Genomic DNA, 14,373 nt, shown 5'->3' on the forward strand with positions numbered 1-14,373 from the left:
TAATTAAATTTCAAATTTTTAAATCATTTATTCTTTTCTAATTTTGCTAAAGTTTTTTCATCTGTTTTTCCTTTATTGGCAAAATTTAAATTCTGAATACTTGTTACTGCTTTTTCATCTTCTGATTCTCTAGCGAAAAATATAAATTCTCCTGTTGCAGAATCTATTCTTATTCCATAAATTATACCATTTTTATAAGTTAAAAGGCTTGATAATTCCTTTTCTCCTAAACTTGATAAAATTTTTGTATAAATTGCCCTAGCTTCTGAATCCTTAATATTTTCATCCGACACTTGTATCAAATTTACAACCATATTTTCAATAATTGCTAAATTAGCCCCATTTACATTATTAACTTTTAGAAATATGCTAGTTGCACTTATTCCGCTATAATCAAGTGCATAAATTGCATCTCCTCTTGAGTGTATTTTAACATAATAATAATTTCTATTTTCATAGCTCAACTTTTCAAAGTTTCCAATGCTTATCTTATTATCTTTAGATTTTTTTGAAAACGTTTCAATTATTTTTTCTATTGAATTATTTGAAAAAATATTTTCTTGTGTAGTTTTACTTTGTAAATTTTCAAAATTTTTCTTTTTTTCTTTCTTTTCATTTCCCTTTTTTTCACAACCTATCATAAAAATAAATAAAAAAAGCAAAAGTATATTCATTTTTTTATTCAACATTTTTGTTACCACCTAATTCTTTTTATACAGTAAAATCTCTTTAAAGTTAAACTTAAAAAATTATTCAGTTTGAGATTAAAGGGATTAATACCATTTCCCATTTAAATAGCGGATTATTTATGAATTTTTTACAAGGGTTCAAGATTCCTTTGTTAGCAAATGATATAAATACAATTTCTGTTTTTTAAATGGAAGTTAGTATAAGTATATTTGATACATTATACAATATTATTCTTAATTTTTCCATATTTTTTCAAAAAAAAAGACCATTTATAAACAAGTTAATACTTATTTTAAATAGTCTTAAACTTTTAACTGCTTACAGTTAAAATTATAAATATATAACAGCAGTTTTTGCTAAAAAGAAAAATTTATTATTATTTTTCAATTTTTGTATAAGGCATTAAAGCGATTTGTCTAGCTCTCTTAATTGCTTTTGCAATTTTTCTTTGAACTTTAGCTTCTAATCCTGTTACTCTCGCAGGAGAGATTTTTCCTTTATCATTCATAAAGTTTTTCAATAATTCAACATTTTTATAGTTGATATCTTCTACTTTAAATTTAACTTTTGGTCGTCTTTTTCTTCTTTTAAATTCTGTAACTGGTTTAGCTCTCATTAAATTCACACCTGCTACTAAAAATGTATTAAAACATATTTAACACACTAAAATATTGCTGCTTCAGCGAATATACTTTCGATAAGTTCTTTTATTCTCCACAGCCGTAAATTCCCGACTAGCCATCGGTACACATAATATATTCTGAGTCACTAAATTGTAGCATTTCTCCTTCTTTATTTATTTAGAATATATTATTTCTACTAAAATGCTATAGTTTTTAGCATTTTTTCAAATTAAGACTTTCCTAATTGCTAAAACGGAAACTCTTCGTCATCTTCCATATCATCATTATTTTCGTACGTATCATTGTGAACTGGTTTATTACTGCTGCTTCCGCTATTTCCATTATAAGGCTGATTTTGCTGATATCCGCTACCATTATTGCCATTTCCTGAATTTTCAACAAATTCAAAACTATTTACAACAACTTTCGTAGATTTTCTTTTTTCACCGTTTTGTTCATAACTACTTACATTCAAACGTCCTTGTACAAGAATCTTTCTGCCTTTTCTAAAATATTCGGCAATAGTTTCTGCTGTTTTTTCCCAAACAATACAATCAATAAACTCGGCTTCATCTTTTGTCTTTTGCACAGCTAACGTAAAATTAGCGTATGCTTTACCTCCTGAAGTATATTTTAATTCAGGATCTCTTGTCATTCTTCCCATTAATATTACTACGTTCATCATTTCCCCCTGATTCTAATATTTTTTATCTCAAAATTAAAAACCTCAAATTTTTTATCCATAATTAAATTAGTCATTTTTAACAATCATATATTTTAAAATTGATTCATTAATGTTTAATTTTGATTCAATTTCAGTAAATTTAGTTCCATCTGCTTGGAATGTTGTTAAAACATAATATCCATTTTCTTTTTTCTTAATTGGGTAAGCTAATTTTCTATCTCCCCAAACTTCTGTTTTAACTTCAGCTGATCCAGCAGCTTTTAATGTTTCTTCTACAAATGCAACTCCAGCTTGTTTTTCTTCATCTGTTAATTGCGTAGATAAAATAAACATAATTTCGTAATTTCTCATTTCTTTCTCCTTTCCTATGGCTTTTTAGCCCTACTTCTAAAATAGAGCAGGTTCTATAATTATAACAAAAAAGCCTAATAAAATCAAGTCATTTTCAAAATTTATTTAAATTATTCTGATAATATTAAACTTTTATATTTAATTATTCTTCAAAAAATGGTGGAAGTACAAAATCTCCTGAATCTTCTATTTTTTCTTCCTCTTCATAGCCATTCCCTTCATTTTGATAATTATCTTTTTCATTCTCTTCTTCTTTTGACTTTCCTTCTGTTTTTTCTTCAGAAGGAGCAAATCTTATTGTTTGTGAAGATTTTGATTCATTTGTTAAAAATTCATCTTCAAAGTCTGTTGCCACTACTGATACACTTATTGTTCCTTCCAATTCAGGCTCCATTATATAACCCCACAATAAATTAGCTTTATCATGCCCAGCTTTTTCTGAAATTGTTTGAGCAACTTCTTGTATTTCCTGTAATCCGATATCTGGACCAGCTGTAACGTTTATCAATATCTTTCTTGCACCTTCAATAGATTTTTCCAATAATGGACTGTTTAATGCCTGAGCTGTTGCACTCTTAGCTTTTTCATCGCCATTTGCCTCTCCAAATCCTAACATTGCAATTCCTGAATTTTGCATAATAGATTTTACATCCGCAAAATCTAAATTTACAATTCCTTGTTTTGTAATCAAGTCTGAAATACCTTTTATTCCCATTTTTAAAACTCCATTTGCCTCTTTAAACGCATTCATTAATGAAATATTCATTCCTGGTATTTCAAATAATCTATCATTTGGAATAGCTATTAAAGTATCTACATTTTCTTTTAAATTATCAATTCCAAGTGCAGCATTATTTTTCTTTAACGGTCCTTCAAAGCTAAAAGGCTTAGTTACAATAGCTACAGTTAAAATTCCCATTGTTTTTGCCACTTCAGCAATAATTGGAGAAGCTCCTGTTCCTGTTCCACCACCCATTCCAGCAGTTATGAATAACATATCTGTACCTTCCAGAACGTCTTTTATTTTTTCTTCTGATTCCTTTGCGGCGATTCTCCCTTTTTCAGGATCTGCGCCAGCTCCCATTCCTTTTCCTAAAAGTACTTTTATAGGGGCTTTTGATCTATCTAAATCCTGCTGATCTGTATTTATGGCTATAAAATCAACAGTTGTTATATTACTTTCTATCATATCGTTTATTGCGTTTCCACCTGCTCCACCTACTCCTACTACTTTCAGTTTCGCCGCATTACTAAAGTTATCCATTTTTTCTTTGCTACTTAATTTAATAACTTTCAAAGTAGCTTCTCCTTTCTCTTAATTTTATGTAAAATATCATTTTACAACAATATCTATAAATCTTAAATCCATAGAAATTACTGGACGTTCTTTTTTTATTCTTTCATATAATTTATATGCATCATCATATTTTTTTTCTGTTACTAATGTATCTGTTAATATTCTCACATTATTTGTAAGAAGTATTTCGTAGTTTTTTTCAGATTGTCTTATTTCTGAAATCATAGCATAAAAATCTTTATTTTGTATTTTTGAAAGTATTGTTTTCATTTCCTTTAAACTTTCATCATTTGTGTAATCTATTATAGGGATATTTTTTGCTGGTTCTTCCAAAATATCACCATATATATTTAAATCTTTATCTGCTAAAAGTGTTTCATCTCCTTTTTTTACATATACATAAGGCTCTCTTTCCTCTAAAAGAACTCGAATTTTACTTGGAAAAAGTTTTTTTACTGATACTTTTTTTACCCTTATATCGGTTTTTATACGATTTTCAATCTCACTAGTATTTAAATATACAATATTCTTCCCTTTCATCTGTTCAAGCTGAGCCACAATATCCTGTTTTAACAAATTAGACTGACCTTCCACTAAAACTTCCTGAACTTTAAAATAATCTGTATCAATAAATCTTTTACCAAAAAACATTATTCCTGCCAATAAAAACAGTAAAATCAATACTTTAACCGATTTTTTCATATTCAAACTCCATTTTTTATATTATTATACACTTTTTTTTGATTTTATTCAATATATTAAATAAATTTATTTAAATTTAGTAGTGAAACCGTTTCAAAAATAAATAAAAAAACTATAACTTATATTTTAAAATCTTTGATTTTTTTTTATTAATCTTTTAAAATTATAATTTCTGTTTCCAATTTTATTCCAAATTTTTCAAAAACAACTTCCTTTACATGCTCAATGACTGAAATAACATCATTAAAAGTCGCATTTCCCAAGTTTGTTACAAAATTTGGATGTTTTTCAGAAACTGCCGCATCTCCAACTCTATACCCCTTTAAATCAGCATCAGAAATTAGTCTTGCTGCAAATGTCCCTTCTGGATTTTTAAATGTGCTTCCTAAATTTGGCAAATCTAACGGATGTTTTACCTTTCTTTGTTCTCTTTTATCTTCTGAAGCCTCCTTATCAAAGCCAAATCCAAATTTAAACAGAGCAGACACAACAATCCATTTATTTTCCTTTATTTCAGTAGTTCTGTATTTGAAGTTCAAATCTTTTGTTTTAATTTTTACAATTTCTCCATCATTTTTACAAACTTCCACTTCTTCAATGCAGTCAAAAATCTCTGTCCCATAAGCTCCACCATTCATATTTACAAGTCCACCAACAGATCCTGGAATCCCAGTAATATTTTCCAAACCTGTATAATCATTTTTTTCCATAAATTCTATCAAATCATCCAAGTCCAGCCCGGCTTCCACTCTCACAAAATCATAACTATCCTCTTTTTTCTCCTTTTCAGCTTTTTCTTCAACTGTTATATTTTTCAATCTTTTTAATGATAAAAAACTTATATTCAAATTTCCATCGTTAATAAGGGTATTTGTACCATTTCCTAATAGAAAAATATTATTTCTGGTTTGCAAAATTTCCTTTAGTTCATTTTTATCATCTATAAAAATAAGTTCCTTTGCTGTTCCGCCAACCTTCATATTTGAATATTCCTTCATCTTGGCATTTTTTATTATTTCCATTTTTTATTTTCTCTCTCCTTTTGGATTTTTGTTTCCTATTTTTCCATCTTTCTTAAATCATTTGCAATCTCATGAGCCACTCTTGATACACTTCCAGCTCCCATAAACACATAAGTATTTCCACTATTTCTATCGTTTTTTATGATGTTTTCTATTTCTTCCTGAGTTTGCACCCTGACATTTCCTCCTATTTTTTCTGCAAGTAATTCTGAACTTACGCCGTAAGTATTGTCTTCACTTGCTGCATAAATTGGAAGTAAAATCAAATCATCAGCATCTTTTAATGAATTTACGAAATCATCAAAGAAAAATTTTGTACGGCTGTATCTGTGAGGCTGGAAAATTACGGTTACTTTGCCTTTTTCAGTATTGTGTGCCGCATTAATTGTTACTTTTACTTCTGTTGGATGATGTGCATAATCATCAATCAATCTCAAATTATTGTCGTAAATAACTTGATATCTTCTATTTGCACCCTTAAATTTCAAGATTCTCTCTTTTACTTTTTTCATATTACATTTGAACTCATGTGCAAAATAAATTACTGGAAGTGAATTTGCAACATTATGATCTCCAGGAATACTCAAGCTGAATGTTCCCAGATTTTCACCTTTTTTCACAACTTCAAAACTTGTTATTCCTTCTTCCACTCTTATATTCTTAGCAAAAATATCAGCGGTTTCATCTTTTATGCTATACCAGACTACATTTTTATTTTTTAAATTAAGCCCGACTTTTCCAACAGTATCTTTACAAAGAACTGCAATTCTTTCTGTACTGTCGATAAATTGCTCAAATGATTTCTTTATATTTTCAAATGTTCCGTGATGATCCAAATGGTCAGCTTCCACATTTGTTACAACAGAATATTTGGGTTTTATATACAAAAATGAATTGTCACTTTCATCAGCTTCGGCAATAAAATATTCTGAATTTCCAATTTTACTGTTACTTTGAATTTCAGGAATTATTCCTCCAACTACGATAAATGGCTCTTTTTCCAAAAGTGCCACACTCATCATTGAACTTGTTGTAGTTTTCCCATGAGTTCCCGCTACAGCAATTCCATCAAATCTATTCATTATTTCTGCAAGCAGCTGTCCTCTTTTTATTTTTTTTATATTATTATCAACGATATATTTATATTCTGGATTTGTTTCCCTAATTGCTGTTGAATACACAAATAAGTCTATTCCCTTATCTTTTACATTTTCTTCAACTTGCCCGATGTAAACCTTTATTCCCATATCTTCCATATCTTTTGTCACAGCTTTTCTTTCTAAATCTGAACCTGCCACATTAAATCCATCTGCTGCTAAAATTTTTGCAAGTCCACTCATTCCAATTCCATTTATTCCACTAAAATACACGTTATTTACTTTTGTTAGCATAATTTCCTCCAAATTTTCTCTTTCCTGTTTTATAATTTTATTTATGTATTTTCTGTTTAAAGTCCCATTTCATTTACTATTATCTCTGCTGAGTTTCCTTTTTTCAAAGTTTTTACATTTTCGCTCATAAATTCCAGCATTGATGCTTGTCCCACTATTGACAAAGCTTCATCTATCGCCTCTTCTGCAGTTTCATTTGTAAATATTTTTGCACCATTTACATATTCCAGTACATCTGCATTTTCTTTTTGCCCGACAAAATCGTATGGAATTAATACCGATGGCTTTTCCAGCTGAATAAGCTCCGAAATAGTCGAAGCTCCAGCACGGCAAATTACAATATCAGAAGCCGCCATCAGTTCAGGTACATTTTCAAAATACGGCTCAACTACTGCTGTCCCAAAATCTCTTATTCTGTAAGTTGAAGCCTCATAATTATCCTTTCCAGTTGCCCAAAATAATCTTATTTTTACATCTTCCGAAATTGTTTTCCACTTTTTCAAGATAGCCTCATTTATATTTTTTGCTCCCAAACTTCCACCAATTACAAGAATTACTTTTTCATCATTTTTGATATTCAGTTTTTTTCTTTCTTCAGCTTTATTTTTTCCATAAAATTCTTCTCGCAATGGATTTCCTGTTACTACAAATTTACTTTTATACTTTTCCTTAACACTTTCAAGTGTATTCTCAAAAGCAACAAATACTTTTTTTGCACCTTTGTAAAACCATTTGTTTGCCTGACCCATTGTGTGATTTTGCTCCTGAAGATAATACGGTATTCGCAAAACATTAGCTGCTATTAATACAGGTATCGTTATGTAATTTCCAAATGCTATTATTTTTGTAGGTTTTTCTTTTTTTAGTAATTTTATTGTGTTCATAGTTTCTATTATCATCTTAAACACAGATTTTATACTTCTTAACGGCAATATATCAAGTCCTATAAATCTAAAATTTTCCTTTGGAACAATGTCCTTTTCCATTCGATGCTTTGTCCCAATAAATAAAGTATCTATTCCCTTTTCCCTAACTTTTTTTGCAATTGATAAGGCAGGGTAAATGTGTCCACCTGTTCCACCTGTAGTAAATACTACTTTTTCCATCAGTTTATTTTTCCTCTCATTTTATTTAATCTGCTTTGTTACATCATATAGTCAATTTCACTTAATTCATCTAGCTGATTTCCCATTTCTTGCTTATACAATGCCCTTATTATGTTATAAACAACTCCTAGTATCATCATTACCCCAATCATTGTACTTCCTCCATAGCTCATCATTGGAAGTGGAATTCCTGTAGAAGGCACAAGTTTACTTGCAACTGCCACATTTCCAATTACCTGTGTTGCAATTATTATAAAAATTCCAGCTAAAAGATATTTTGCATATAAATCTTTTATTTTTTTTAAAGTAATTCCTATTATAATTAACAATGCTGCATATAATCCAAGTAAGAATATTACTCCTAAAAATCCATTTTCTTCAGCATATCCTGAAAAAATATAATCTGTATGTATTTCAGGCAAAAATCCATATTTCTGAAATCCATTCCCATAAAATTTTCCAAAAATTTTACCATTAGCTATTGCTATTAATGATTGTGTCGTCTGAAATCCAATATCTTTAGAAGCATGGGCTGCAATCCTGCTTGCTCTATAACCAACTTTCATTATACCAAACCATCCTAAAATTCCACCTAGTCCCATATAAAGTGCAATTATTGAAAATTTCAATTCTGAAACAAGCAAATAAGTCATTCCAATTACTGCAATTTGTACTGTATTGCTAAATGATTTTTCAAAAAAAATAAGAAACATATAAACTCCCGTAGTTCCCATTATAACTATACTTGATAACCAAGGGTGCTTACTTATTTTATTTCGTATCTTAAGATTATAGACAAGAGTTGAAAGAACAATAATTAATATTAACTTTACAAATTCTGAAGGCTGAATAACAACACCCATTCCAAGATCAATCCAACGCTTAGCACCATTCACAGTTTTCCCTATTACTAGAACTACCACAAGTGAAAAAGCACCTGCAACATACAAATATTTTGTTATTTCCCTGTATTTTTTATAATTAAGATTAGCAGTGAGAATAAATCCTAACCAACCAGCAATTAGCCATATCACTTGCCGTAATAAAAAATAATAAGTTACTCCATATTCATTTTGAGCTCTTTGAGAACTAAGGCTCGCCATCGTTATGACACTCAATGCTGAAAGTATCAAAATTACTATTATAAATCCTGTCCCTAACATTTTTTTCCTGTTCAATTTTTTCTCCTAAATTCCATTTTTTCCAAAAGAAAAACTATTTTCCAATAATTTTTTCTGTCAATTCCTTAAATACTTTTCCCCTATGCTCAAAACTCTTAAATTGGCAAAAACTAGATGTTGCAGGTGAAAACAGCACTGTCTGATCCTTTGAAAAATCTACATTTTCTTTTAGATAATTTAACACATTTTCAACCGTTTCCAAATTTTTATAATTTTTATATCCAACTTTTTCCATATCATTAATCAAAATTTGAGCATTATCTCCAATCAAGTAAACAAAATCGACTTGTTCCTTAACTCTCTTAATCAAAGGCATATTATCAATTTTCTTGTCATCTCCGCCTAAAATCATAATAATCGTATTATTAAACGAGTCAATAGCTTTCAATGTCGATTCCACATTTGTTCCTTTAGAATCATTAATAAACGTTGTATTTCCCTTTACAAAAAAGTTTTCAAGCCTATGCTCCAATGCAGTTGTCGATTTTAAAAATTCTGCTATCTTTTCATTTTTCACATTTAATATTTTTGCCGAACTTATCAAAAATAACATATTTTCCAAATTATGTCTACCCTTTAATGACAATTCTTCAGTTTTTAACAAAATTTCTGAAATTTCATCAATTTTTTCATCAAAATTCGGAATTTCATCAACTCGTTTACTCAAATCTTTCATTATACGAATATTATTTTCATAGACAAAAACTGCTCCCTTTGCCTCTTTACTCAAATACACTTTTTGAGCCTTTATTTTCTCTTTTATATCACTTCTTTCATATAGTCCTGCAAAAACTTCATCATCTAGATTAATTAATGCAAAATCATCTTCTGTTTGCTTATCAAAAATCGCAAATTTTGTAATATAATAATCCTCCACCGAATTATATCTTGTCAAATGATCTGGCGTTAAATTAATTATCCCAGCAATATTTGAATGAATTTGCGGATTATTTTCTAATTGATAACTGCTAAGCTCCAACACAATATAATCCAGTTCTTCCTCATCAGCCACCAGCTTTGCAAATGAAAATCCAGCATTTCCAGCAAGTCTGGCACGAAATCCAGCGAAATTTAAAAGTTCTGCCATTTTAGTAGATGTGGTAGTTTTCCCATTTGTTCCAGTAAATGAAATAATTTTTATATTTTTATCCACATATTTATAAGCCAAATCTATTTCTGAAACAACTTTAACATTTTTTTCCTTCGCAACCTTTAAAAGTTCCGTCTTCCAAGGAATTCCAGGACTTTTCACAACAAATTCAATTTCCTCTTCATTCAAAAGTCTAATTCCTTCTTCTAACGGCATTGCAGCCTTATCATCTATTAAATATACTTCATATTCATTTTTTTCCAGTAATTCCTTCGCACCAAGTCCACTTAACCCAGCACCAAATACAATACCTTTTTTATCCATGTGATTTTTTCCTCTTTCTATTATTTATTTTATATTTCTAAATTCCAAATTCCTAAGTACTCAACTAAGTTATTTTTTCTTTTAAAAATATTTAATCATTAATAATTGTTTTTTATATTTATATATTCAATTTTTTTAACGTAAGGGTATCAGACGCCATACCCTTACAATCCCGCTTTACGCAAAACTTTCTTATAAAAGAAAAAGAAAACTCACTTTTGAATAAAGATTATTTTAATATATACAAATATTTAATGATTTAAAATTTTTTCAAAAGCTCAAACAGTTCTTTTTCTTTTAACGAAATTTTGCTTAATAATCTTATTAATTTCTAAATTAAAATAAAAACATAACATAAGAATTAAAGAAATAATATTTATTAACAACAATTTACTTTTGTAAAAAATAACTTAGTTGAATACTTAAAGAATAAATCTATTATATTCTTATTTACAATTTCACTTTTTATGAAATAATAAATAAAAACATAATTCTTCAAAATTTAAAATTAGATTGCAGGGGAAAGTCCCCCTGCTTTATTTATCTTAATTTCAAAATTACAAATGTCAATAAGCATGTCATTATTGAAACAATCCAGAATCTTATTGTAACTTTTGTTTCAGGCAATCCCAATAATTCAAAGTGATGATGGATTGGTGCCATTTTAAATACTCTTTTCCCAAAAGTTTTAAAGTGCCAGACTTGAATCATAACTGATAATGCTTCCATAATAAATATGAAACCTGCGATTGGAAGTAGCAATTCCTGCTTTATAAAAATAACTATAATTCCTAAAATTCCTCCCAATGTCAAAGAACCCGTATCTCCCATAAATACTTGCGCTGGATAAAAATTATACCATAAAAATCCAATTAATGCCCCAATTACCGCTGCAAGATAAACTATTATTTCAGCAGCTTGCGGAACATAGTAAAGATTTAAGTATTTTGCATATTTTACGTTTCCAGTCAAGTAAGTTATAATTAAAAGTGTGATACTTACTACAATTGTAGGTCCACTTACAAGTCCATCTAATCCATCTGTTAGATTTACAGCATTTGAAGATCCTATTATTACAAAAGCTATGAACACAAAAAATAAAATTGGTGTTATATAAAAATAAGAATTTTTTATTATTGGATTAACTATTGAAAAATCAATTGTTTTATTAACAAGTCCATATTTATAAACAAACCAAAATGTCAATGCTGTAATTATCATTTGTCCCAATATTTTTTTCTTTCCAGATAGCCCATTTTTATGTCTCGTCAATTTTAAATAATCATCGTAAAATCCTATCGCTGTAAATAAAATTGTAATTATGAATAGAAACACAATAAACTTATTTGTGAAGTTTCCAGCAATGGCAGTTGCAAATAGAACTGCTCCAATTATTAAAATCCCTCCCATTGTAGGCGTTCCAGATTTGTCAAAATGCGATTTAGGCCCCTCTTCTCTTGCTGTATCTCCATATTTTTTCTTTTTTAGCCAAATAATAAACGGTTTCCCAAAAACCAGCATAAACAAAAATGCAATCATAAATGCTACAGAAGCTCTTAACATTATTGATTTAAAAATACGTAAAACTCCCCAGCTATTTATAAATAAATCTTGTAATATATATAACATTATTTCTTATAGAATCTTCTTATTTTAGTAATTTATATTTTAATAAAAAAATTCTTCTCCTTTCCAATTTTAAATATTTATTTTTCTATAATTTCTTCCAGTTTCATTCCTCGTGATGCCTTTAGCAGCACTGCTTTTTTTACTGAAATTTGTCTTATTTTTTCTTTTATTTTTTCCTTTTCATCAAAATGTTCAAATTCTCCATTTTTCAAGGCTTTGCTAATTTCTAAATTCCCATTGTCCAAATTTTTATCATCAACATTTTCCTTTATTTTTTCAAACAGACTTTTCATTCTTTCCCCAAATAAATAAAGTTTGTCAAATTTTGTATTTTTTATTGTATAAAAAAGGTTGCTATGAAGTTCCAGTTCATTTTCCCCTAGTTCCAGCATATCTCCCAACACCACGACTTTTAGCCTATCGTTATATATTTGGGAAAATGTTTCAAGTGATTTCTCCATAGACATCGGACTTGCATTATAGGCATCATTAATATATGTAGTATTGCCGTTTTCAATTATTTGAAACCGCATTCCAGTCAAGCCAATATTTCTCACAGCTTCACTGATTATTTTATCTTCCATTCCGAATTGCTTAGCTACAGCAATCGCCATAACTAAATTTAGCACGTTATGTTCTCCCAGAACATTCGTCTTATAATTTCTCTCAACCGTGCTTTGACAAATTTTTCCAAAATATTTTAGAAAAAACTCAGTTCCGCTTTCATTAAAATGAATATCTCCATAATAAAAATCAGACGTCTTATCCCTAAACTCATTATTCTCTAAATTCAAAGCCCTTATAACTTCAATATTTTCTGCCTTTACATTTTTTAAATATTCATCATCACCATTAATTACAAGCGTACTTTTAATATACGGAATAATCTCCGTCTTTGCTAAAAATACATTTTCCTTCGTTTTCAAAAATTCCAGATGTGACTCCCCAATATTTGTAATTACATTAATATCAGGCAATGCAATTTGCCCCAGCAGATCAATTTCTCCAAAGCCACTCATTCCCATTTCCAGAATGATAAATTCATCATCTTTTTCAGTACGCAACAAAGTGAAGGGCAGTCCAATATGATTATTGTAATTCCCTTCAGTCTTTTTTCCCTTATATTTTTGTGAAAGCAAATGATAAATCATATCCTTTACAGTTGTTTTACCATTGCTCCCTGTAATTCCAATTACTTTTATATCTAAGTTCTTTCGCCATTCCCTTGCAAAATTTTGTAAAAACTCGATACTATCCTCTACAAAAAATGCTCGTTCCTCATATTTTTCATCAATTTTCACAGTTTCACTATCATAAACGGCAAAAGCTCCCTTTTCCAATGCTTCACTAACAAAATTATTCCCACCTCTAATAGCAATAAAAACATCATTTTTTTCAAGTTCTTTTGAATTAATTGAAACATTTTTTATTTCAAAATCTGATATTTTTTCTATGTTAAAAAGCCTTTGAAATACTTCACTTTTATTCATAAAATTTCTCCAAATTCTTATTTAATTTAACATTTTTTTCATATTTATCCACATTATAAAATTATATCATTTGAAGAGTATTTTTTCAATATATTTTTATTTTTTTTCAAAATTTTTCTAAAAGAATTTATCTTATGCTCAAATCCATTTAAAGTCAAGTTGGAAAAATTATATAAATCTAAAATTTCAGCAGAATAACCTCAATTTTTAAGTATATTTTTAAAGTAATTTTACTATAAGTATCTAAAAATGAATTGTTAAAAAACACAAATGATATAATAGCAAAATAAGATCTACTAGCAAGAAAAGTCCTAAATATATACTAAATTTCTATGTTAAGTACGTATATTCTAAAACTTCATTCTTCTTTTCCCCCTTCACTTTTATCAACAGACGAATTATATTATCCAAAATCTTTATTTCTCCATAATATAAATCAGGATTGCACAAATACTCTTTCTTCATCATAAATTCCCCATCACAAAATAGAAATTCAAATATCTTCTCATAATCCCCATTTCTAAATCTATAAAATCTAATATAATCTTCCTTAAACTCCCATAATTTTCTATCATTATACCGAATATCATTATCAAGAAGAATTTCTTCAATAAAATACAGCCTGTCTTCTTCTTCTCTAACCACAACATTCCCTTTACCAACGTAATTCCAACCTGTCAAAGACCCTTCCAAACTCTCGGCCTTAAAAGAAATCCTTCTAATATTTTTCATCATTTCATAAATATCCATCATTCTATCCATACTATCTTTACCCATGATTTCCAATATCTC

Annotated in this window: 14 protein-coding genes; all 14 read right to left on the minus strand. The window is 28.7% G+C overall.

Translation table 11 applies throughout. The features are described 5' to 3' along the window. Positions 1-23: 23 nt before the first annotated feature. The 14 genes from F1564_RS09700 to F1564_RS09765 all read right to left on the minus strand — a co-directional run bounded on the left by F1564_RS09700 (position 24) and on the right by F1564_RS09765 (position 14,358). Positions 24-689, minus strand: a complete 666-nt coding sequence (locus tag F1564_RS09700; protein ID WP_018451128.1) for a hypothetical protein — start codon at positions 687-689, stop codon at positions 24-26. 377 nt (positions 690-1,066) lie between these two features. Further along, positions 1,067-1,306 (minus strand): 30S ribosomal protein S18, encoded by a 240-nt coding sequence (gene rpsR, locus F1564_RS09705; protein ID WP_006806119.1) that lies wholly within the window; start codon positions 1,304-1,306, stop codon positions 1,067-1,069. 254 nt (positions 1,307-1,560) lie between these two features. Further along, positions 1,561-1,995, minus strand: a complete 435-nt coding sequence (locus F1564_RS09710; protein WP_026231283.1) for a single-stranded DNA-binding protein — start codon at positions 1,993-1,995, stop codon at positions 1,561-1,563. A 69-nt stretch (positions 1,996-2,064) separates the two neighbouring features. Next, on the minus strand, positions 2,065-2,349 hold the full coding sequence (gene rpsF / locus F1564_RS09715; RefSeq protein WP_018451130.1) for a 30S ribosomal protein S6: 285 nt from the start codon (positions 2,347-2,349) through the stop codon (positions 2,065-2,067). Between the two features lie 142 nt (positions 2,350-2,491). Further along, entirely contained in the window at positions 2,492-3,613 is a 1,122-nt protein-coding gene (gene ftsZ, locus F1564_RS09720) for a cell division protein FtsZ (RefSeq protein ID WP_040505672.1), read from the minus strand. 69 nt (positions 3,614-3,682) lie between these two features. Further along, positions 3,683-4,348, minus strand: a complete 666-nt coding sequence (locus F1564_RS09725) for a cell division protein FtsQ/DivIB (RefSeq protein WP_018451132.1) — start codon at positions 4,346-4,348, stop codon at positions 3,683-3,685. Positions 4,349-4,497: 149 nt separating this feature from the next. Then, a complete protein-coding gene (murB, locus tag F1564_RS09730; protein WP_018451133.1) occupies positions 4,498-5,370 on the minus strand; it encodes a UDP-N-acetylmuramate dehydrogenase in 873 nt (290 codons plus the stop codon). A gap of 35 nt (positions 5,371-5,405) precedes the next feature. Continuing rightward, complete coding sequence (gene murC / locus F1564_RS09735; RefSeq protein WP_018451134.1) at positions 5,406-6,761, minus strand: UDP-N-acetylmuramate--L-alanine ligase; 1,356 nt, start codon at positions 6,759-6,761, stop codon at positions 5,406-5,408. A 56-nt stretch (positions 6,762-6,817) separates the two neighbouring features. Continuing rightward, on the minus strand, positions 6,818-7,867 hold the full coding sequence (murG, locus tag F1564_RS09740; protein ID WP_018451135.1) for an undecaprenyldiphospho-muramoylpentapeptide beta-N-acetylglucosaminyltransferase: 1,050 nt from the start codon (positions 7,865-7,867) through the stop codon (positions 6,818-6,820). 38 nt (positions 7,868-7,905) lie between these two features. Continuing rightward, positions 7,906-9,045: an FtsW/RodA/SpoVE family cell cycle protein gene (locus F1564_RS09745; protein WP_018451136.1), complete on the minus strand. Its 1,140-nt coding sequence runs from the start codon at positions 9,043-9,045 to the stop codon at positions 7,906-7,908. A gap of 37 nt (positions 9,046-9,082) precedes the next feature. Further along, on the minus strand, positions 9,083-10,462 hold the full coding sequence (gene murD, locus F1564_RS09750; RefSeq protein WP_018451137.1) for a UDP-N-acetylmuramoyl-L-alanine--D-glutamate ligase: 1,380 nt from the start codon (positions 10,460-10,462) through the stop codon (positions 9,083-9,085). A 540-nt stretch (positions 10,463-11,002) separates the two neighbouring features. After that, positions 11,003-12,091, minus strand: coding sequence for a phospho-N-acetylmuramoyl-pentapeptide-transferase (gene mraY, locus F1564_RS09755; protein WP_018451138.1), 1,089 nt, complete (start codon positions 12,089-12,091; stop codon positions 11,003-11,005). A gap of 77 nt (positions 12,092-12,168) precedes the next feature. Then, positions 12,169-13,581 (minus strand): UDP-N-acetylmuramoyl-tripeptide--D-alanyl-D-alanine ligase, encoded by a 1,413-nt coding sequence (locus F1564_RS09760; protein WP_018451139.1) that lies wholly within the window; start codon positions 13,579-13,581, stop codon positions 12,169-12,171. Between the two features lie 330 nt (positions 13,582-13,911). Beyond that, positions 13,912-14,358: a DUF6314 family protein gene (locus F1564_RS09765; protein ID WP_018451140.1), complete on the minus strand. Its 447-nt coding sequence runs from the start codon at positions 14,356-14,358 to the stop codon at positions 13,912-13,914. Positions 14,359-14,373 lie beyond the last annotated feature (15 nt).

This window comes from Leptotrichia shahii, assembly GCF_008327825.1.
GTDB classification, from domain to species: domain Bacteria; phylum Fusobacteriota; class Fusobacteriia; order Fusobacteriales; family Leptotrichiaceae; genus Leptotrichia; species Leptotrichia shahii.